Source organism: Pseudomonas sp. FH4, from assembly GCF_000510915.2.
In the GTDB taxonomy this organism is placed as follows: domain Bacteria; phylum Pseudomonadota; class Gammaproteobacteria; order Pseudomonadales; family Pseudomonadaceae; genus Aquipseudomonas; species Aquipseudomonas brenneri.
In genome coordinates, this window is the sequence record NZ_AOHN01000020.1 from 289,752 (window position 1) to 310,428 (window position 20,677).

Consider the following 20,677-nt stretch of genomic DNA (forward strand, 5'->3'; position numbering starts at 1 on the left):
GCCCTCCACTTACAACAACGACAACGGATAACTGATAATCAACCGGTTCTCATCAAACTCCAGCGTGCTGTAATCGCGACGCAACGTCGAGTTACGCCAGCGCACGTTGAGGTTCTTCGCCACCCCGCTTTGCACCACATACGCCAACTCCGACTCCCGCCCCCATTCCCGGCCATCAGTGACCGCCCCTACATGGGCATTGCTGCCGCGGATATAGCGAGTCATCAACGTCAGCCCCGGCACGCCCAGGGCCGCGAAGTCATAGTCATAACGCAGTTGCCAGGAACGCTCGCGCGCTGCGTCGTAGCTGGCGTTGTAGCTGTCGTTGGCCAGGCTGGTACCGGCGGTGCCATTGACCCGCATCCAGCCATTTTTCCCGGACATGCGTTGCCCGCCCAGGTACAGGGTATGGGCACCTGTTTTTGCCGAGAGCATCCCCGACAGCGCACGGTTTTCCAGGTCGCCAGCCAGGGCCTTGGCGTTTTCTTCGCCAGAGAAATAACCCAGGTTGGCCCCCAATACCCAACTGCCCAGAGGCTGGCTGTGGATCAGGTTGAAGTAGCGCTGCTGATAGATATCGACCAGTTCCGAGTACCACACGCCCACTTGGGTTCGCTTGTCGTTGAACTGGTACTCGACGCCGCCGAAGTTGAAACGGTCCGAGGTCACATCCGCGCGCCCGGCCATGAACATGTCTTCCATGCTCGCGTCATTGCGCGGGCTGTTGGCGCGGAACTGGCCGCCGTACAGCGTCAAGCCGTTGAGCTCGCGGGAGGTCAATTGCGCGCCACGAAAGGTCTGGGTCAGCGAACGGCCATCGTCAGAGCGCAACACCGGCAGGGCCGGTGCCCACTCCCCGACCTTGAGCTCGGTGTTGGAAAGCTTCGCCTTCAATGCCACGCCCAATCGCCCGAAATCATCCGCCGGGCGACCGTCGTCGTGCACCGGCAACAACTGGGTGTTGGCGGTGCCCTTGCCGCCATCGAGTTTCACCGCATACAGGCCCAGGACATCCAGGCCAAAGCCCACGGTACCCTGGGTAAAGCCGGAGCGTGCATCGAGGATAAAACTCTGCGTCCACTCCTCGGCCCTGGCCTGGGAGTAACGATCATCGACAAAGTTGCGATTGATATAGAAGTTGCGCAGGTTCAACGAGGCTTTGGCGTCGTCGACAAAACCTTCGGCATAACTGTTGGCGGTAAACGCCAGGCAGCCCAGCAGCACAGGGTTGGAACGGGAAAGGATGTTCATTGTTGTTATTCCTTTGCTTTTTGACAGGCAACACTCTCCCGTCGCAGATAAACCGCTATCTGCCGGGAAAATGTCGTGGTGGTTCTAGCTAAGAGGCTGCTGGGTTACCTAGCCCGCCAGCGCGATGATCGCCGGCACACTGAGCACCGCCGTGTAATACCCCATGAATTGCACGCCGGTGTTGAAACCCAGAAAGCGCGCCAGGAAACCACCCAGCAACCCCACCGTGACGATCACCAGCAGCCCAAGCAGACCGCCCTCCCAGATACCGATCACCAGCACCAGGCCGATAAACGTTGCGATCACCGCTTCGTGGCTGATCTTGCGCACCACAAAGGCGGCGGCGCCATGGGCAAAGTTCATGGTGAACGGGTAGGCCACCAGGATTGCCACAATCACGGCGAGCATGCCGTAGCCGAGGAAGTCCCAGGTGCTGAGCAAGTTGTGCAGGTTGTTGACCTGGCCGCTGGCGTTGTCCACCCAGAAGCGTGGCGGTGCGTTGAACAGTGGCGCGGCCGGGCCGGCAGCCACCGGGCTCAGGGGCAGACCGAAGGCCATCAACGGGATCAGGGTTTCGGCGATATAGGTGGACTCGGTAACTCCGTTTCGCGCGGTGATCACCGTGGTCAGGCGGTCGTACGCCTGCTTGATCCGCGCGCCGATCACTTCGCCCATGATCACCGTCATCGCCACCGGGCTGAACACGAACGTCGCGCTCGACACGCTGGCGGCCATGGCCGTGACTTTCACCTGGCGTCGGTTGATGACTTTGAACGGGTTGGGGAAGTAGCCGCTCCAGCCCTTGACGTCCGGCGCCAGGGAGAACACCCGGTATTCGTTGCGGCGCATGTGCTCGCGCTCACTTGGGGCCAACAGCGAAAACAGCGACGCAATCAGCGGCGCCACGGCGATGCCGAGGAAATAGCTGACTGACAGTTTCACCCCGTAGTGGCCGGTCAAGGCCTGCAACGCGACGATCACCACCACAAACGGCACCAGGGTCAACACCGAGGCCCAGCGCCCGGCGGAGAAATAGGCAATGGCCAGGGCCGCACACAGGAACACCCACGGCGCGAACTGCTTGATCACCCCGCCAAACGGCGCCAGTAACACCGCGAACAGAACCGACAACGGCACCGCAATCAACGCCGCCACCGCGCCGCCGGTGATCATTTTGCGCAGGGCGATATGTGGCACGCCGAGTTTGCGCAGGTAGTTGGCGTCGCCAAGCAAGGCGGTGGCCACCGTATCACCGGGGATGCCCAGCAGAGCCGTGGGCACCGCGTGGGTCATGTGCTTGGCCACCGCACCCGCGAGGAAGAACGTCAACACCCCGGCAGGCGGTGCGCCGAGCAACACCACCAGCATGGTCAACGGCGCCAGGGTGGCGGTTTCGTCGGTGCCCGAGACCAGGCCGATGGCGGAAAACACCACCGCCCCCAGAAGCCCCAAGGCGAACGCCATCATGATTTCATGCATCAGCATTTCCATCACGGTCGCCCTCCGTTCAGGTGCGCCTGTTCTTCACGAGCCTGGCCTTCACGGAACAAGTCGTACAGCTCCAGTTCGCGCAACTCGGCGATCACTTCGTCAGACAAGTCCTCCAACCGACCAAGGCTGCCGTACTCCTTGAGCAGATCGGCCACCACTTGTTCGCGAAACGCCGGGTCCGCCGCGTGCTCCTGCACGTCACGCTTGGGCGGGAACAACTTGGCGCTGATCACGCCTGCACCCAGGCAGCCGAGCACGCCCACCAGCATGGCGTAGGTCTTGGCCATCTGCGCCGACTCGACGATGGGTTGCAGCAGGTAATGTGCGCCGAAATACGCGCCCAGGCTGACCACCGCACCGATGCCAATGGACAGCACCAGGTCGCGGCCATCGATGGTGTCGCCCCAGACCTCATAGAGGTTTTGCTTTTTTGGCGGTGAAAGAGGTTGCTGCATGGTGCCCTCCGCGCCCTTGCGGGCTTGTTGTTTTTATTAAGGCTTTTTATGAGAAGCATTGACGCGCTTTTATGGCTTTCGCCACTCGCGAGCCGCCGACGCGCTGCAACTGGCTGTCGATAAACACGCCGACCTCGATCAATCGCTCAAGGTCGACACCGGTTGCCAAACCCTGATGTTCCAGCAGGTAGACCAACTCTTCGGTTGCCACATTACCGGTGGCTCCCGGTGAATAAGGGCAGCCACCCAGGCCGGAGACGGAGCTGTCGAACACCCTGACCCCGGCCTCCAATGCCGCCTGGACGTTGGCCACGGCCATGCCATAGGTGTCATGGAAATGCCCGGCCAGGGCGCTGACTGGCACCTCTGCAGCACAGGCCGCGATCAGCCGGGAAGTGGCTTGCGCAGTACCGACGCCGATGGTGTCGCCCAGGCTGATTTCATAACAGCCCATCTCATGCAGTGCCGTCGTCACCCGTGCCACGTCGCCGGGCGCAACCTCGCCACTGAACGGGCAACCCAACGCGCAGGACACATAACCACGCACCGCCACGCCTACCTCGCGCGCCTTGGCCAACACCGGACCAAAGCGCTCAAGGCTCTCGGCAATCGAGCAATTGATGTTCTTGCGGGAAAACGCCTCGGAGGCCGCCGCAAACACCGCCACCTCCCGACACCCCACCGCCAGCGCGGCGTCCAGGCCTTGCAGGTTGGGCACCAGGGCGCTGTAGGTCACCCCGGCTGGCTGCCCGAGACGGCGCAGCACCTCGTCGGTGCCGGCCATCTGCGGCACCCAGCGTGGCGAGACAAAGGCCCCCGCCTCCAGGGTTCTCAGCCCCGCCGCGACCAGCCCCTCCAACAGCGCCACGCGGGTTTCTACCGGCAGGCTGCGGGCTTCATTTTGCAGGCCATCGCGCGCGCCCACTTCCACCAACCGCACAGAGTCCACGGTTACTGCCCGCGCTTTTCAAGCAACAGCTCGGCGGCCCGATCAGCGCGCACGTCATGGCTCTCGACCATGCGTTTGACCAGCCAGTCCAACTCTTCACCACGGGCGCCGGCCGACAACGCAACGTTGCGCGCATGCAAGGCCATATGCCCGCGCTGGATGCCTTCGGTGGCCAGGGCACGCAAGGCGCCGAGGTTCTGCGCCAGGCCCACGGCCACGGCGATTTCCCCCAGTTCCTGGGCAGTCTTCACGCCCAGAATGCGCAGCGACAATTGCGCCAGCGGATGGGTCTTCGTCGCCCCGCCCACCAGCCCCAGCGGCATTGGCATCTCAAGGGTGCCGACCAAGTGCCCGGCGCTGTCCTTTTCCCAGGTGGTCAGCGAGCCGTAGTGACCGTTGCGGCAGGCGTAGGCATGGGCGCCCGCCTCCACGGCACGCCAGTCATTGCCGGTGGCCACCACCAGCGGGTCGATGCCGTTCATGATCCCTTTGTTATGGGTCGCAGCGCGGTACGGGTCGATCACCGCAAAGGTGTAGGCGTCAATGATCCCTTCAATGACTTCTTCACCGCTGTACGCGGCGGTGGCCAGATGCTCAGGGGCGATGCGCAACTGGGCACGGGACAGGCGCAGGTCCGCAAGGTTGGACAAGATGCGCAGGCGCACCTTGCCGCCAGTCAAGCGTTCCATCAGCGGCGCCACGGCTTCAGCCATGGTGTTGACAGTGTTGGCGCCCATGGCATCGCGCACATCGACGATCAGGTGCGCCACCAGCATCGGCCCGCGCGGGCTGTCGGCAAAGGTATGGACCTCGATGTCGCGGCAACCGCCACCCAGCTTGATCAGCAATTGGTCCTTGCTGTTGGCCTGGGCGATGATTTCATCCTTGTGCCGCAACAGGCTCAGACGCGCATTGAACGGGTCAGTAATCCCGACAATCTGCACTTGCGCACGCATCAATGGCGCGCTGCTGGAGGTCTGGAAACCGCCGGCGTGACGGGTCAGCTTGGCCATGAACGAGGCCGCGGCGACCACCGAGGGTTCTTCCACCACCAACGGGATCAGGACGTCGCGGCCGTTGACCTGGAAGTTGCTGGCCACGGCGTAAGGCAATTCAAAAGTGCCGATCACGTTTTCGATCATGCCATCGGCGATCTCCAGGGGCAGCGCGCCAGCCCCGCGCAACAGGTCGGCATCAGCCGCGCTGAGGCCCAATAGTTGCTGGAGGTGGTCAAGACGCTGGCGGGGGGACAGGCTACGAAAATTGGGCAAGCGCGAATCGATTGGCATCAGGGGCTCCTTGGGGAGTCATTTGTTATTGGATGACGCCAAATTGCCCGATCTGTAGCCTTGAAAGAAGGTACAGTTTTGCCGGACAGTTACGCGACTGTACCCATAACAAGCATCCCACGAGGAAATGCCCCATGGCGCGCTCGACCCTCGCGCAGCAGGTAGCCAGCGCCATCGCCCAGCAAATCACCGATGGCGCCCTGAAAGCCGGCGAAAAGCTGCCGTCGCTGCGCGAATACATGCGCCTGCACGGTCATTCGAAAAATACCGTGATCACCGCCTACGAACACCTGGCCGCCGAAGGCTTGGTGGAGGCCCGCCACGGCCAGGGTTTTTTTGTCATCAAACGCGTGGCCCAGCCCCGCGAAGAAGACGACAGCCTGCCCTACAACCGGGCGCTGGACACCATCTGGATGATGCGCCAGCAGTTCCTGCGCGACCCTGGGCATTCGCCCCTGGGGGAAGGTTTCCCGCCGGTCGAATGGCTGATGGATATGCGCCTGGACAAGTTCCATCGCCAGGTGGTGCGGGCCGGTGTCACCACTTTGTTTCGCTATGGCACGCGCCTGGGCAACGCCGGGCTGCGCGCACGCCTGGTCCAGAAGCTGGCGGACTACAACATCAAGGTCTCGACCCGCCAGTTGGTCACAACGCTTGGGGCCAACCATGCCATGGACCTGATCATCCGCCGCTACGTCAACCCGGGCGACCCGGTGCTGGTTGAAGACCCGGGCTACTACCCGCTGTTCGGCAAACTGCAATTGCAAGGCGCGAGCATGCTCGGCGTGCCACGCGAGCCCGACGGGCCGAACCTGGGGGTGTTGGAACAGTTGCTCAAGGCCCATCGCCCCAAGCTGTTCTTCCTGCAATCGATCGGGCATAACCCCACGGGCTCGGACTTGTCACCGGCCAAGGCGCACCAGTTGCTGCGCATCGCCGAGACCTATGACCTGCTGCTGGTGGAAAACGACGCCATGGCCGATTTCAAACCCAGCTCGGCGATCAAACTCTCGGCCCTGGACCAACTCAACCGTACGTTGTACCTGGGCAGTTTTTCCAAGTCGGTGTCGGCGGCGCTGCGGGTGGGGTTTATCGCCGGCAGCAAGCAGCGGATCGAAGAGTTGGCCGATATCAAGATGATCCTGCATAACAGCGGCGCCGAGTACAGCGAGCGGACCATCGACGTGATTCTCGGCGAAGGTCAGTTCCTGCGGCACTTGTCGCGCCTGCAAGATCGCCTGCGCCAGGCCACCGCCCGCGGCCTGGCCTTGCTCGACGAACTGGGTGCCGAAGTATTTTGTCGCCCCGAACAAAGCCTGTACCTGTGGGCGCGTTTCCCCCAGGTCGACGACGCCAACCTGCTGACCCGCCTGTGCCTGGCCGAGGGCGTGATGCTCGCACCAGGGGCGATTTTCTCCACCCAACCCAAGAGCGTCGTGCCCTGGACCCGGCTCAACGTGGCGTATCTGGATGACCCGGTGTTCTGTCGGATCATCCGGCAAATGCAGCAATAAACCGCAATCAATAGGAATGTGCCGAAAGATTTGCCAGAATGCGTGACTTAGAAACATTCGCATTCGCAGGATATTCCCATGCACGCCCACCCTTCGCTCCCCGCTGCGCGTCGCATCCTCGCCGTCGAGGATGACCCGGTGCTCGCCGCCCATCTGGACAGCCACCTGGGCCAACGTGGCTTCGAGGTCACGTTGCGCCAGAACGGTGGAGAAATCGTCGAGTTGGTGCGCGCCCAGCCTTTTGACCTGATCCTGATGGATATCATGCTGCCAGGCAGCAGCGGCCTGGAGGTGCTCGCGCAACTACGCCGGCATCAACGGGTACCGGTGATCCTGATGTCAGCCCTCGGCGCCGAACAGGATCGCATCACCGGGTTCAGCCAGGGGGCCGACGATTACCTGCCCAAGCCGTTCAGCATGTTGGAAATGGATGTGCGCATCGATGCGATCCTGCGCCGCGTGGCCTATGAACATGAGGTGCCCGGCACGGCGCGCAATGAGGACCCACAGCTGACGTTCGACGAGCAACGCAACGATGTCAGCCTCAATGAGCAGTGGGCCGACCTGACCACGACCGAGTATCGGGTACTGGAAACCCTGGTGGCCCATGTCGATGAGGTGCTGACCAAGGCATTCCTGTACCAGCAGGTGATGCACCGCGCCTATTCCCGACATGATCGCAGCCTGGACATGCATGTCAGCCGCATCCGCCGCAAGTTGCAGGCCATCGGCTACACCGCCGGACGCGTGGAGACGGTCAGGAGCACCGGCTACATCCTGACCCGGCTGGCGCCATGAGGCTGCCCCACCGTCATTCGCTGTTGTGGAAACTGATCGGCCTACTGGCGGTGCTGTGCCTGCTGGTGGTCAGCCTGCAAGTGGATGTGAGCCAGCGTATCCAGGAAGCCACTGCGCGCTTGCCCGCGCCCACCCGGCAAGTTCTTACCGATTATGCGCAGCAGGCCGAAGCCGCCTGGCATGAGCGCGGCGCGGCGGGCGTCGACGAGTTCCTGAATACCTTGCGCGCCAGGGAGCAGGTGTGGGCGGTGGTGGTGGATGAGCACCATTCGCTGTCTTCCCAGGCACTGACCAGGCTTGAACGGCGCAAGTTGGATTTCGTGCGCCGGATCGACTGGCCGGTGGGTCGCCCCGGTGGCCGGCCAACGTTTTATATCCCGTTCAGCGATGGCCAATCGCGGCTGGTGATGGAGTTGCCCTTGCACCTGGACCCGCGCAAGGACAATGGCCGCTGGAACATCCTCTTGCAACACGTACTGCCGGCCTCACTGGCGCTGTTGTTCGGCGTGCTGTTGTACCGGGTGCTGATTTCGCCGCTGGTGATCCTGCGGCGCCAGGCCAATGCGCTGAGCGCCGGTGACCTGGCGTCACGGGTCGGGCCCCAGGTGACACGCCGCCGCGATGAGCTGGGCGAGTTGGCCCGGGCCTTCGACCATATGGCCGAGCGCCTGGAGAGCACCGTGGTCCTGCAGCGGCGCTTGCTGCGGGACTTGTCCCACGAACTGCGTACGCCCTTGAGTCGGTTGCGGGTGGCCGGTGAGCGCGAGCCCGACCCAACGGCATTGCGCCAACGCCTGGAGCGCGAAGTGCAAGGCATGGAACGTTTGATCGGCAGCACCCTGGAGCTGGTCTGGCTGGATACCGAACGCCCGTCGATGCCGGTGGAAGCGGTGGAGATGGAGCCGTTGTGGGACCTGTTGCGCGAAGACGCCTGCTTTGAAAGCGGCTGGTCGAGCGAGCGCCTGCCTTGCGAGCTGCCCGCAGGCGTTTGGGTGCTGGGCAACCTCAATGGCCTGGCCCAGGCCCTGGAAAACATCCTGCGCAATGCTATCCGCCACTCCCCAGAACAGGGTGTGGTGCGCCTGACCGGTAAGCTTGAGGGCGATTTCTGGCACCTGTGCATTCAGGATCAGGGGCCGGGGATCGAGCCGGACAAGCTGGAGCAGATCTTCCTGCCCTTCACCCGCCTCAATGCCGCCCGCCCGGGCGGTGACGGTTATGGCCTGGGCTTGTCGATTGCGCGCAGCATCGTGCAGTTGCAGGGCGGCACGTTATGGGCGCAAAACACCACGCCCGGCCTGTGCCTGCATCTGCGGCTCAAAGTGTATAAGTTGTAAATTGCGTTTACTCCCATATGAGAATCACTAGCATTGGCGCCATGCATTACTTGTGCCCAACTCGATCCCAAAGGGGTTGTGTTGCCTGATCTGGCCCCGATGAGCCCACCATGAAAAGCAAACCCCCTGCCTGGCCGACACTCTCGCGGATTGTCGCCGCGCTGATCGGCGGCTACCTGTTTACCTATGCGTTTACCGCCGCCCTGGCGCGCCTGTTGCCCATGGACAAGGTTGATGCCTTGGTCGTCGCGACCCTGCCTTCTTTCCTGATCTACACCCTGGTAATCCTCTGGGCCTTTGGCTGTCGCAACGCCTGGCGCGCCTGGGCCGGAGTGGCCCTGGCGCTGCCATTGGCCGCCATCGGGTTCTGGCCACAATGGCGCGAGGTGCTGGGATGAAACACAAGACCCTGACCCAGGCCATGGCCTGGCTGCATACCTGGAGTGGGCTGGTGTTCGGCTGGCTGCTGTTTGCGATCTTCCTCACCGGCACCCTGGCGGTGTTCGACAAGGAAATCGACGGCTGGATGCGCCCGGAAGTCCCCACCACCAGCCTGTCGCAAAGCGCTGCCGCGCAGCAGGCCCTCGGCTACCTGGCGCGCCAGCATCCCGAGGCGAAGACCTGGAACATCGGCTTGCCTGGCGAGCGTTCCGACACCCTGACGGTATCGGCCGGCGAGCAACGCCGTGGCGGCGGCACCGCGCTCGACCCACACACCGGCGAGCCCCTGGCCGTGCGCGAAACTGCCGGTGGCGGGTTCTTCTTCCGCTTCCACTTCACCCTCAACCTGCCGCGTGACCTGGGGATCTGGACCGTCGGCCTGGCGGCCATGGCAATGCTGGTGGCGCTGATCAGCGGGATTGTGATTCACAAGAAGTTCTTCAAGGACTTCTTCACCTTCCGCCCCGCCAAGGGCCAACGCTCCTGGCTCGATGCGCACAATGCGACGGCGGTGCTGGTGCTGCCGTTTCACCTGATGATCACCTATACCGGGCTGGTGATTTTCTACCTGATCTACATGCCGGCGGCGGTGGATGCACTGTTTGATGGCGATCGCGACAACCTGGGCCGGGCCCTGCGCGGTGCGCCCGCCGAACAACAGGCGCGCGGCGAACGCCCCACACGTAGCGAAGCCGCCGAGTTGACGGCGCTGGAACCGCTGCTGCTCGCAGCGGAGCGAGCCATGGGGCCAGTGTCCAGTCTGTCGATCCACAACCCGGGCCGCAGCGACGCGCGTATCGAGGCGCGCCCGGTGCTGGGCAACCGCATCGAACTGACCAAGGGCCAGAGCATGCTGTTTGACGGGGTCAGCGGTGAGATTCTGCGCCAACCCGCCGTCAGCCGGCCGAGCCTGCTGACCCAAAAGGTCATGGCCGGCCTGCACTTCGCCCAGTTTGGCGGCTACTCGATGCGCTGGTTGTACTTTGTCTGCGGCCTGGCCAGTTGCGCGATGCTGGCGACCGGTGTGGTGCTGTTTACCGTCAAGCGCCGCCGTCGCCACGATGGCGAAGGGGCTGTCGGCGCCCTGCTCTACCACGTCGCCGAACGCCTGAACGTGGCGGTGGTGGCCGGTTTGATGGTGGCGTGCGTGGCCTTCCTGTGGGCCAACCGCTTGCTGCCGGTGGAACTGGCCCAACGCGGTGGCTGGGAGGTGCGGGTGTTTTTCCTGGTGTGGTTGTTGAGCCTCGGCCACGCCATTGTCCGTCCGTGGCGCAGTGCCTGGCGTGAACAACTGGCACTGGCGGCTGCGCTGTGTATCGGCCTGCCGGCGCTGAACCTGCTGGGGGGCAGCAAGGGTGATTACTTCTACCTGGAATTGACCACCGTCGCCCTCGGCCTGATGCTGGCCTGGCCGTGCTGGAAGCTGTGCCAGGCGCCCAAGGAACGTGCCCCACGGCGCGTAGGCAAGCAACCTGTGGCAGAGGCCAACTGAGATGGCATTGATTGCAGCGTTGTTGCTGGCCTGCGGTGGAATGCTGGGCTTATGCCTGGGCTTGGAACGGCATTACAAACAACTCTGGCAACGCCTGCCCTCGCCCATGCTGCGGCGTGGCTTACGGGGGATGGGTTGGGTGCTGCTGGCGGCCAGCTTTGCCGTGAGTGTGCAGGTGTGGGGCTGGGCCATGGGGCCGGTGGCGTGGTTTGGGTTGATTTCACTGGCGGGGCTGAGTGTGGCGTTTTTGCTGCCTTACAGCGCCCGCTGATTGCACGAGCTGGCTTGCCTGCGATGCCATGGGTATCTACACAGCTCTGTTCTTCTTGGCGTTGTGTACCTATCCGTTTTTTGTGTAACGGCGGCTAAGATCAACAGCAAGAGCAAAAGCAAAGTGCGGAGCTACTTACCTGTGGGAGCGGGCTTGCTCGCGAAAGCGTCAGTAAGAACGCCGCAGAGTGTCAGATACCCAACGTCATCGTTAACGACCATCGCGAGCAAGCCCGCTCCCACAGGGGTACGCGCACGATTCGACGATCAGGTCGGCTGTCAGGCCGCCTCGCTTTGTCTGTGATTTTGATCTTAGGCGCCCCGTTAAACCACGCTGGCCGTCATCCGACATTGATTTGGGGGCGCCCCCCCCCCAAATCAATATCGGATGACGGGCACACCGAGCCTAGGCGAGGTGCCGAGTGGTGGGGCAAGAGCGTTTTGCTTACTTTTGCGCTGTTCAAAAGTGAGCCGCTGTAAAAGCGGAACCATTAGCCGCCGTTACACAAAAAACGGATATGTACACAACGCCAAGAAGAAAAGAACTGTGTAGATACTCATGCCGCAATAGCGGCGGATCATTCAGCACATGTGTCGACTGACACTCCGCCATCGCGAGCAAGCCCGCTCCCACACAAGTCCTTCCTACAGGGAAAAATAACGCTTTGGGTCGGCTCAGTGAACGACAGCCCGGGTCACCAAAAAACTCAACAACTGCGGCTCGTCTTCCAGTTCAATCGCCTGTACCGGGCGCGGCAGGTGGTCCAGCACGCTGCGCCAGAACGCCTGGGAGGCCTCGTCCTGGTCGTAGAAACGCACCAGCCAGTCAGCCTCGCCGCTGGTCAATACCTGAGTGGCCACGGCACGGCCAATGCCCTTGCGGCGATAGCGCTTGAGGATAAACAGGTCCGCCAGCTCCAGGGCGTTGATTCCCGCCAGCTCGCTGCGTTCGATCAATAGAAAACCGGCGATATAACCGTCGACCAGCAACAGATTGGCGCTCCATTGCGGGTCTTGCCAGTAGCGCGACAGGTGTTCTTCGTGAATATAGAAACGGCCGTCCGCCTCGACGTCTTCCTGTTCCCAATCCGAGGATTCATAGGCATAGAACTGGTAGAGGTTGCGGATCAGCTCGGCCTGTTCAGGGCCGGTTTGGATCAGTTCAACGGTGGTGTCACTCATGGCAGGGCTCACGCGGGCGGGGCGCCACAGTAGCGAAGGGCGGCGCCCCAGGCAAGCCGCTACCCCCCGGCGACGGCCTGCTGCCTGGCCTGGGGCGCTGCGCTCAACCACTGCTCCAACTCACGATGGACCTGTGGCGCCAGCAGTTGCCGGTCAGCCATCCATTGGTCGTTGAATACCGTGTCCAGGTACTTTTCACCGCCATCGCACACCAGCGCCACGATCACGCTGTGGGCCGGCGCGTGCCGGGCCTCGCGCAGGGCCTGGTAGACCACGCCGCCAGCCGAGCCGCCCAGTAGCAAGCCGTAATGCCGGGCCAGGTAGCGTGCGGTTTCAAAGGCCTGGGCATCGCTGACGGTCAATCCTTTATCGATCAGCGCATAGTCGACCACGGCACCGATTTCCGCGCCTTCGGGGGTGCCGGTACCGGATTGGTGATACGGCGCACCGGGGCCGCCGAAGATCACCGACCCACAGGGTTCGACACCGATCACCTGCAGGCCGCGGGCATGGCGTTTCAAGGCGCGCGCAGTGCCGCACAGCGAGCCGCCGGTACCGACGGCGCCCACCAGATAGTGGATTTCGTCCCCCAGCGCCGCGCGCAATTCCGCTGCCAGCGCCGTGTAGCCATTGGCATTCGCCGGGTTGTGGTGCTGGCGGGTCCAGTAGGCGCCCTGCTCGCTGGCGATACGTTCGGCGGTGGCATCCCGGTCGGCAGTAGCCAGCCCGCCACCGGGATCGCCAACCCGCACCAACTGCGCACCAAAGGCCTGCATGGCCCGCAGTTTGTCGGGGCTGGCGTGTTCGTCAACCACTGCGGTGAAGCTATAACCGCGCTCGGCGGCGAGCAACGCCAGGCCCAACCCGGTGTTGCCCGAGGTCGACTCGACAATCCGTCCACCCGGCTTGAGCTGCCCCGAGGCCTGTGCCTCATCGAGCATCTGCCGGGCCATGCGGATCTTGGCGGTGCCGGTGGGGTTGAATTGCTCCAGCTTGAGCAGCACGCAGCTGCCGTTTTCAGTGACGCATAATTTGAGCAGCGGCGTATCGCCGATCAGTTCGGACAGGCAAGTCTTGATCATGACAACCTCTGGGCAGTATGAAAAACAGGCGCGGCGCTTAGCCGGCCAGGGCCGCGACGGCGCGTTGCAAGCTGGCGAGAAACGCCTGGTTTTGCTCGACCAGGCCCAGGGACACGCGAATGAAACCGGTGTACCCCGGCTCGCGCCAGGCCTTGACGATGATCCCGTCCTTGAGCAGTTCTTCGACCACTTCCAGGGCATTGCAGGCGGTATCGATAAACAGGAAATTGGCCTGGGACGGCGCCACGCGAAAACCCGCAGCCTGTAGCCCCTGGGTCAGGCGCTGGCGCTCGATCGTGATGAATTCGCGGCTGCGCACCACGTGCGCCTGGTCAAGCCAGGCGGCCTGGGCAGCCTCCTGGGCCGGTTGATTGACGTTGTACGGCGTACGCACCCGGTGCAGCGCGTCGATCAGGCTGGGGTGCGAGGCAATGCCATAGCCGATCCGCAGCCCCGCCAGCCCGTAGGCCTTGGAGAATGTGCGCAGGATGATCCACGGCCGCGTCTGCGCGCCCAGGATCGCCAGGGCGTCGGCGCCGTCCTCGACGAATTCGAAGTACGCCTCGTCGATCACCAGCAAGGTATCGGGATGGGCGGCGGCGACCAGCTCAGTCAGTTCAACCGGCGATAGCGCTGTCCCTACCGGGTTGCAGGGCGTGCTCAGCATCAGCATCTTCGCCGGTGGCTGGAGGGCCGCAGCCCAGGCCGGCAAATTGAGGCTGAAGTCATCGTTGAGCGGCACCTTGTCCACCTGCGCCCCCATCATCAACGGCAGGCTTTCATGCAGGCTGAAACAAGGCTGCTGGGTGACGACCCGATCCTGGGGATCGAGCAGTGCCAGGCACAGCAATTCGAGGATGTTTTCCGAACCGTTGCCGAGGATGATTCTGGCCGGATCGATATCCAGCTGCCCACCGATCAGTTGCCGTAACGCCCGACCGCTGGGGTCGGGATAACGCTCCAACCCTGCCCCGCCCTGACGCGCAAGCATGGCAGCGGCGGCCGGCGACATGCCCAGGGGGTTTTCGCAGTTGGACAGCTTGGTCACCGTTGGCGTACCGAGCTTACGTGGATCGGCGCCCGGGTCGTACAGGGGCAAGCGCCGCACACTGGGCCGCACCAGCGCCTCGATGCGGTGGGCGGGGTTGTCTTGATGCATTGAACACCTCCTTGTTATGACAGTGCGATGGCGCCTGCGCGGTCCAGCGCCTTGAGTTGCCGTTCAAACGAGACGATCAGCAGCAGCGCCGTGGCCGCCAGGCCTATCGCCAGCCCGGCCCATACGCCAAAGATGCCGTAGGGACTGACGATGCCCAGCAACCAGGCGGCGGGCAGCCCCACCAGCCAGTAGCCGAACAGCGAAATACGCAACGGCCCCGCCGTATCGCCGATACCCCGCAAGATGCCGTTGCCGATGTTCTGGCTGGCATCAAAGATCTGCAGGACGATGGCGATCAGCAAACCGGTAGCCATAAGGCTCACTGCATCCTGGTTGTTGGCGTGTTCGGTGCTGATAAACAGGCCGATCACCTGTTCGGGCAGCAGTGCATAGGGAATCGCAAACAGCAGCATGACCACCACTCCGAGCCCCAGCCCCAGGCGCCCCAACTGCCGGGCGCGCTGATACTGCCCGGTGCCGCAGGCCTCGCTGATATGGATCGAGGCCGCGTGGGAGATCCCCGCCGAGAACATGAACACGATGTAGATGATCTGGTTGAGCACGGTCTGCGCCGCCAGCGCTTCCATGCCCAGGGTGCCGATCAGCAGGGTCAGCACGCTGAAGAACCCGGCCTCGCTGGCATAGGTCCCGGCAATCGGCAGTCCGAGCTTCCACACGGCCTTGATCGCCGTCGGCGAAAAACTCAGCTGTGCAAGCTTGAAGTAGCCGGCCAGGCGCCGGTGGGTCAGCACCACCACGAGGAACATCAGGAACGACAGCAGGAACACCACCGCGCTGGTGATTGCCACCCCTGCCAGCCCATAGGCCGGCAGGCCCAGTTTGCCGAACACCAGCACGTAGTTCAGTGCCGCCGTAAGAACGATCGACACCAAGGTGATTGCCAGCAACGGGCCGGGGAACTTGAGGCCGACCGTGAAGTGGCGCAGCGCCTGGAACCACAGGCACGGCAACAGGCCTGGGGCAATAATCAACAGGAAGTCCATGGCCCCCGCCACGACGCTGGCGTCCTGGCCCAGCCATGTCAGTGGTTGACGCAACGCCAACAACACGCCCATAAACACCAGGCCACTGACCGTGGCCCAGAACAGGCCCGCCACCAGCAGCGCACGCACTTGAGCTTCATCGCCCCTGGCGTTGGCTTGCGCCACCAGATTACTGACGCCCGTGACCAGCCCGGTGCCGGTGGTGCGCAACTGGTTGAACAGGGCGAGTGCCAGGCCACCGGCTGCCAGCTCCTTGGCGCCCAGGGTGCCAAGCACCACGATATCGATGGTGGTCAGGGCCACATACGCCAGGTTGGTCAGGATCAGCGGCAGTGCCAGTAGCAACAGTGCCCGGCTGTCAGCGCGCCAGGCGCCAGGTTGCGCGGTATTCAAGCCGACCATAGCTGGACCCTCTGCCCACGGTTCTGCGCCAGCGCGCGATCGGCCATCAAGCGACCGAGGGCGACATCGGTCACCACCATGCCGCTGTTGTAGGCAAACACCACATCATCGCGATGGCGCCGTGCGGGTGCCAGGCCCAGGAGGATATCCGGCAGTTCGGCGTCCACCTCGGGCAGGCTGCCGTCAGCCGCCGCCAGGTCGGCGCTGGTGACCTGCATCTGCGCGATGTCGGTGGCGATGCGGTAGTCAGCGCCATGCAGCACGTCGGCATCGATGCCATAGCCGACCAGCACTGCCACGGCGCCCGGCTTGAGCCAGGCCCGCTGCACTTGCTGGCGCGCCGAAAGCCCGGCGACGCCGAGGATGATATCGGCCTCGCCAGCCGCCGCCTGCAGGTCGTCGACCACGATCACATCGCGCAACGGATAGTGTTTGTGCAGGTTGTCCCGCACTGCGCGCAGGCCCTCGGCGTAGTGCCCATAGACATACAATCGCTCCAGGTCCGGCATGGCCGCCAGCAGCATGGGCAGCGCCACCTGGCCCTGCACACCGGTGCCGACCACCAGGGCGCTGCGGGCATCCGGGCACGCGGCCCTGGCCATCAACGCCGAAGTAGCCGAGGTGCGCAGCGGCCCGAGCTTGACCACATCCATCAAGGCAATCGGACGGCCGGTGCGGTCATCACACAAGAAGATAAACGAGTGGAATTGATAGGCATCGCGGGTGCGCTGCGGATCATGTTCGTAGACCACCTTGAAACCCACGGTTTGGCTCGCGCCATCGCGGCCGACCATCGAGTAGCTGATTGAGCGCCGGTCTGCCGGTTCGACAATGGTCTTGAGCGGGTTCTGCGAGTCGCCGCTGCGCAAGGCCTTGTACGCCTGCTCGACCACCTGCAGCACTTCGCGGTAACTCACCCCCAGGTCTTCGAGCGCGGCTTGGGGCAGCACCCATAGATCAGCGGGGGCAGCGGGTTTGTTCGAACTGTTCACTCAAGGCTCCTTGTGCAATGGTTTTAACGCTCACGCCAGGCTGTCCAGCTTCCAGCGCAGGTGTTGATTACGCAGTTCCACCACCACTTTGTGGGGCAATGGGGCTTCGTGAAATGGCGACTCGTTGGAGTCCATCTGATAGCCGGCAGTATTGAGGTAGATCAGCAAGTCGCCGGCCTGGATCGGGCAGTCGAAGGCGACTTTGCGCCAGGTCAGCATGTCCGACTCCAGGCAGGTGGCTCCGCCGATACAGGCGACAAAGGGCGACGGCGCCCGTGGCGTTGCCGGCAGCAGCAGTGGGTCAGGCAGGAACTCGCTGTTGAACCATTGTTCGGAGAGGCTGAAGCTGCTGCCCTGCACGGTGACCAGTGCATACCCGTCGCTGGCGCTGCGGTCCTTGACGCCCTGCACGCGGAACACACTGATGCCGGCCTGGTCGAGCAAGGCGCGGCCAGGTTCAATGATCAGGCGCACCCCGTGTTCGATGACCTTTTGCGCCAGGCTCAGGCCGGGGCTGACGGGCGTGGCGAGGATATCGTCGAGGGCCTCGGCCCCGGCGCGCAACGCACCATAGGGATAGAACCCGGCAAACCCTTTTTCCCCGTGATAACCCTCGGCACAGTCCTCGGCCATAAAGGCCCGCCACTGCGCCGGGTCGACATAACGCACGGCAAAACCACCCCCCAGGTTGACCGTGCGGCAGTTGTCCAACTCACTGGCCTGGCACAGATCGATCAAGTGGCTGGCGACTTGCGCCCGCTGCTCGGTGTCATAACCGCCCAGGTGAAAGGAAAAGCCTTGCAAGTCCAGGTTCGCCACATGCTGGCGGCAGAACACCAGGGCCTGGTCGCACTCCCGGGCATTCAAGCCGAAGCGGCTGTGGGGCTGGCTGCTGGGGCAATAACGCAACAGCAGGTGCGCCCGTTGTCGCATCGATTGCGCCAACTGCTGGATACGCATCAGTTCCTCCAGCGAATCCACCGCCAGCAAGCACTGGTGGCTCAAGCCCAACCCCAGCAACTGATCACTCTTGCGCGGGCCGGACACGCCGATATCACCGCCGGCAACCCCGCCCGCCAAGGCCTTTTGCAGCTCACCGACGCTGGCCACATCCACGCCAATCGCACACTGCGCGCAGGCCTGGATAAAGCAGTTGGCCTTGTTGGCCTTCTTGGCAAATAACAGGCTGCCGCGCACCTGGGCGTCGGTGAAGCTGTGCTGGAAGGCTTCGACATTGGCGTGAAAGATCTGCGGGCACAGCAGATGCAATGGCGAGCCAAGGCCGTCGACCAGTTCGGTCAATCGGGTGCGGTGCTGATCGAGCAGCCGCTCGACCCACAGGTGGCGCAGGCCGGGCAATGAGCTGGAATGGGTCATCGGTCTAGAACTCGAATTTGGCCGAGAGGAACACTTCGCGCTCGCGCCCCACATCCAGCCCACCCTGGTAATAGGCGCTGGCGTAGTAGTACTTGTTGGTCAGGTTCTTGCCGTGCAGGCGGTAGGTCACCGGGGTATCCGCCAGTTTCGAGCGGTAACTGACGCCGGCATCGAGCAAGGTGTAGCTGGGGATGTAGCCGCTGTTCTGTGGATCCACCGGGCGGCTGCCGACGTAGCTCAAGGTGCTGTCCAACGACAGGCCGGGCACGGCGGCCACGCTATACAAGGCACCGACCGCACCTTTCCACTTGGGCACACTTTCGGTGCGTTTGCCTTCTACCGTGACGTCATCGACATCTTCCATGCGCGTGGACAGATAAGCCGCATTGGCGGTGAGTGTCAGGGCATCGGTGACGCGGTTGGACAGGGTCAGCTCAGCGCCACGATGGTGAAATTCACCATCGCTGACGTAAGTGTTGCTGGTATTCAGGTAACTGGCCTTGCGCCGGATATCGAACACCGCCAGGCCCAGGTTCAGGCGATCATTGAGGTCCAGCTTCAGGCCGACTTCGTACTGCTGGGACTCGATGGCGTCGGTGGGCTGGTTGGCATTGGTCGCGTTGTAGGGTGCGTAGTCGCCCTTTTCAAAGCCTTTGGAGTAGCTGACGTAGGTCATCAGGCTGTCCCAGGGCCGATAGATCAGCGCGGCGCTGGGCACGAATACGTTGTGGCTTTGCGCCGGCGCCTTGGCCGAAAGATGATCGGCGCGGTACCAGATATAGCGCCCACCGAGCATCACCTGGAACTGTTCGTTCAGGGAAATCAGGTCGCTGGCAAAGACCGAGGTTTCCTTGATGGAGGACACAAAGTCGGTGGGCTGCTCCGGGCCGAAATGCCATTTCGGCGGGTTGACCGGGTGCAGGATGTTGCCTACCGAGACGTCACCGATGCTGATGCCCGGAGTGCCGCTGTCCACCGAGTCCCAGAACGGGCTGACATCCTTGAATTGCTTGTAGCCGGTGCCGAAGAACACGTCGTGATAGATGTTGCCGGTGGCGAACTTGCCGGCCAGGTACGACTGCAGTGACCAGGTGCTGAACACTTCGCCACGGGACACATAAAAGTCCGCCGAGCCAATATCACCATTGGGCTTGATCCCGAACAGGTCGTTGTAGCCGCCGTGGCGCTCGACCCGCGAATAGTTGCCCTGGGTCACGGACGTCCAGTTGTCATCGAGTTCGTACTCGAACTTGGCGTCGAGGTTGGCGCCTTCGGTCTGGTGGCGGAACCAGGAGCCGGTCAGCAGATCCCGGCGATTGATCTTGGGCGGCAGTACATAGCTGGACGGATCCAGCGGATTGGCGCGGCCGCTCTGGTCGGCACGCAGCAATGGGTCGGAGACCGTGGATTTGCGCGACCAGTCCGCGTTGAGTTGCAACAGCGCACGATCACTCAAGCGAAAATCGGTGGCCAGGCCAATGAACTTGCGCTCCATGTCGCGGGCGTGATCGAAGTCACCGTTTTTTTCGTAGCCCGCATTCAGGCGATAGCCAAAGGCGCCGTCGTTGAATGAGTCACTCGTATCAATCGCCACGTAGCGGCCGAGCAACGACGAGCCTTGCACGCTGACATTGAGCAGCGGCTCCAGGGTCGGGCGCTTGAGGATGTAGTTGATGGTGCCGCCCGGCGAGTTGAAACCGTAGAGAAAACCCGACGGGCCCTTGAGCACATCGATGCGCTCGACGTTTTCCAGGGGCACATCGTGGTGCGGTGCCAGGGTCAGGCCGTCGCGGCGGATGGTGTTGAAGTTGTCCATGGCAAAGCCGCGCAGGCGGAAGTTGTCAAACCCACTACCGCCTGAAGCACTGAGCACCGAAGGGTCGAGGCTCAACACGTCCACGGCGGTGCGCGCGGAGCTGTCGGCGATGGTCTTGCTGGAGTAACTCTGGATGGCCAGGGGGATTTCCATGGCGTCCTTGGCGCCAAAACCACCGGCATTCACTTCCAGCGCCTTGTTCAGCGGTGCGCTGACCCGGGTGGCTTCAAGCTCGGTGACCGATTCTTCGCGATCTTCTGCTGCGACGGCGGGCAAGCCAGTGAGCGAGGACATCAGCCCCACTGCCAACAATGTGGGAAACCGTGGAGCAATCCCGTGCAACTGGTTCATCTGCAATCCCTTGAGCCAAAAGTAA

The 20,677-nt window shown here is 63.0% G+C and carries 18 protein-coding genes; 6 read left to right on the forward strand and 12 right to left on the reverse strand.

From position 1 onward, the window contains the following. Positions 1 to 9: 9 nt before the first annotated feature. From H097_RS16410 to H097_RS16430, 5 genes are all read right to left on the reverse strand, one after another. Complete coding sequence (locus H097_RS16410; RefSeq protein WP_032861044.1) at positions 10 to 1,251, reverse strand: OprD family porin; 1,242 nt, start codon at positions 1,249 to 1,251, stop codon at positions 10 to 12. 108 nt (positions 1,252 to 1,359) lie between these two features. Continuing rightward, on the reverse strand, positions 1,360 to 2,742 hold the full coding sequence (locus H097_RS16415; RefSeq protein WP_032861045.1) for a tripartite tricarboxylate transporter permease: 1,383 nt from the start codon (positions 2,740 to 2,742) through the stop codon (positions 1,360 to 1,362). Next, positions 2,742 to 3,197, reverse strand: coding sequence for a hypothetical protein (locus H097_RS16420; protein ID WP_050593376.1), 456 nt, complete (start codon positions 3,195 to 3,197; stop codon positions 2,742 to 2,744). Before H097_RS16420 ends, H097_RS16415 begins: the two co-directional genes overlap by 1 nt. Before the next feature lie 46 nt (positions 3,198 to 3,243). Continuing rightward, complete coding sequence (locus H097_RS16425) at positions 3,244 to 4,146, reverse strand: hydroxymethylglutaryl-CoA lyase (RefSeq protein ID WP_032861046.1); 903 nt, start codon at positions 4,144 to 4,146, stop codon at positions 3,244 to 3,246. Positions 4,147 to 4,148: 2 nt separating this feature from the next. Continuing rightward, the gene (locus H097_RS16430; RefSeq protein ID WP_032861048.1) at positions 4,149 to 5,435 is read right to left on the reverse strand and encodes a hydroxymethylglutaryl-CoA reductase, degradative; all 1,287 of its coding nucleotides are present in this window, start codon (positions 5,433 to 5,435) and stop codon (positions 4,149 to 4,151) included. Positions 5,436 to 5,569: 134 nt separating this feature from the next. On the opposite strand from H097_RS16430, the gene H097_RS16435 reads away from it, so the two are divergent. The 6 genes from H097_RS16435 to H097_RS28225 all read left to right on the forward strand — a co-directional run bounded on the left by H097_RS16435 (position 5,570) and on the right by H097_RS28225 (position 11,288). Next, positions 5,570 to 6,949: a PLP-dependent aminotransferase family protein gene (locus tag H097_RS16435; RefSeq protein WP_032861050.1), complete on the forward strand. Its 1,380-nt coding sequence runs from the start codon at positions 5,570 to 5,572 to the stop codon at positions 6,947 to 6,949. 78 nt (positions 6,950 to 7,027) lie between these two features. Beyond that, the gene (locus H097_RS16440; RefSeq protein ID WP_032861051.1) at positions 7,028 to 7,747 is read left to right on the forward strand and encodes a response regulator transcription factor; all 720 of its coding nucleotides are present in this window, start codon (positions 7,028 to 7,030) and stop codon (positions 7,745 to 7,747) included. Continuing rightward, entirely contained in the window at positions 7,744 to 9,084 is a 1,341-nt protein-coding gene (locus tag H097_RS16445) for a sensor histidine kinase (RefSeq protein WP_032861052.1), read from the forward strand. The genes H097_RS16440 and H097_RS16445 overlap by 4 nt, the downstream gene beginning before the upstream one ends. Positions 9,085 to 9,194: 110 nt before the next feature. Beyond that, the gene (locus H097_RS16450; RefSeq protein ID WP_032861053.1) at positions 9,195 to 9,482 is read left to right on the forward strand and encodes a DUF3649 domain-containing protein; all 288 of its coding nucleotides are present in this window, start codon (positions 9,195 to 9,197) and stop codon (positions 9,480 to 9,482) included. Then, a complete protein-coding gene (locus tag H097_RS16455; RefSeq protein ID WP_032861054.1) occupies positions 9,479 to 11,017 on the forward strand; it encodes a PepSY-associated TM helix domain-containing protein in 1,539 nt (512 codons plus the stop codon). The genes H097_RS16450 and H097_RS16455 overlap by 4 nt, the downstream gene beginning before the upstream one ends. Before the next feature lies 1 nt (position 11,018). Beyond that, entirely contained in the window at positions 11,019 to 11,288 is a 270-nt protein-coding gene (locus H097_RS28225; RefSeq protein WP_090290848.1) for a DUF3325 domain-containing protein, read from the forward strand. A 674-nt stretch (positions 11,289 to 11,962) separates the two neighbouring features. Here H097_RS28225 and H097_RS16465 read toward each other — a convergent pair. Genes H097_RS16465 through H097_RS16495 form a run of 7 tightly spaced genes read right to left on the reverse strand, consistent with a single transcriptional unit; the run spans position 11,963 to position 20,652 of the window. Continuing rightward, the gene (locus H097_RS16465) at positions 11,963 to 12,469 is read right to left on the reverse strand and encodes a GNAT family N-acetyltransferase (RefSeq protein WP_032861055.1); all 507 of its coding nucleotides are present in this window, start codon (positions 12,467 to 12,469) and stop codon (positions 11,963 to 11,965) included. A 59-nt stretch (positions 12,470 to 12,528) separates the two neighbouring features. Then, positions 12,529 to 13,551, reverse strand: a complete 1,023-nt coding sequence (locus H097_RS16470; protein WP_032861056.1) for a cysteine synthase family protein — start codon at positions 13,549 to 13,551, stop codon at positions 12,529 to 12,531. Positions 13,552 to 13,588: 37 nt separating this feature from the next. Further along, a complete protein-coding gene (gene hisC / locus H097_RS16475) occupies positions 13,589 to 14,710 on the reverse strand; it encodes a histidinol-phosphate transaminase (protein WP_032861057.1) in 1,122 nt (373 codons plus the stop codon). Positions 14,711 to 14,724: 14 nt separating this feature from the next. Beyond that, positions 14,725 to 16,116, reverse strand: coding sequence for an MATE family efflux transporter (locus H097_RS16480; protein WP_050593377.1), 1,392 nt, complete (start codon positions 16,114 to 16,116; stop codon positions 14,725 to 14,727). Continuing rightward, a complete protein-coding gene (locus H097_RS16485; protein WP_032861058.1) occupies positions 16,104 to 17,108 on the reverse strand; it encodes an ornithine cyclodeaminase in 1,005 nt (334 codons plus the stop codon). Before H097_RS16485 ends, H097_RS16480 begins: the two co-directional genes overlap by 13 nt. A gap of 30 nt (positions 17,109 to 17,138) precedes the next feature. Further along, on the reverse strand, positions 17,139 to 18,485 hold the full coding sequence (locus H097_RS16490) for an alanine racemase (protein WP_032861059.1): 1,347 nt from the start codon (positions 18,483 to 18,485) through the stop codon (positions 17,139 to 17,141). 4 nt (positions 18,486 to 18,489) lie between these two features. Then, positions 18,490 to 20,652 carry a TonB-dependent siderophore receptor gene (locus tag H097_RS16495; protein ID WP_050593380.1) on the reverse strand — a complete coding sequence of 721 codons (2,163 nt, stop codon included), beginning with the start codon at positions 20,650 to 20,652 and terminating at the stop codon, positions 18,490 to 18,492. Positions 20,653 to 20,677 lie beyond the last annotated feature (25 nt).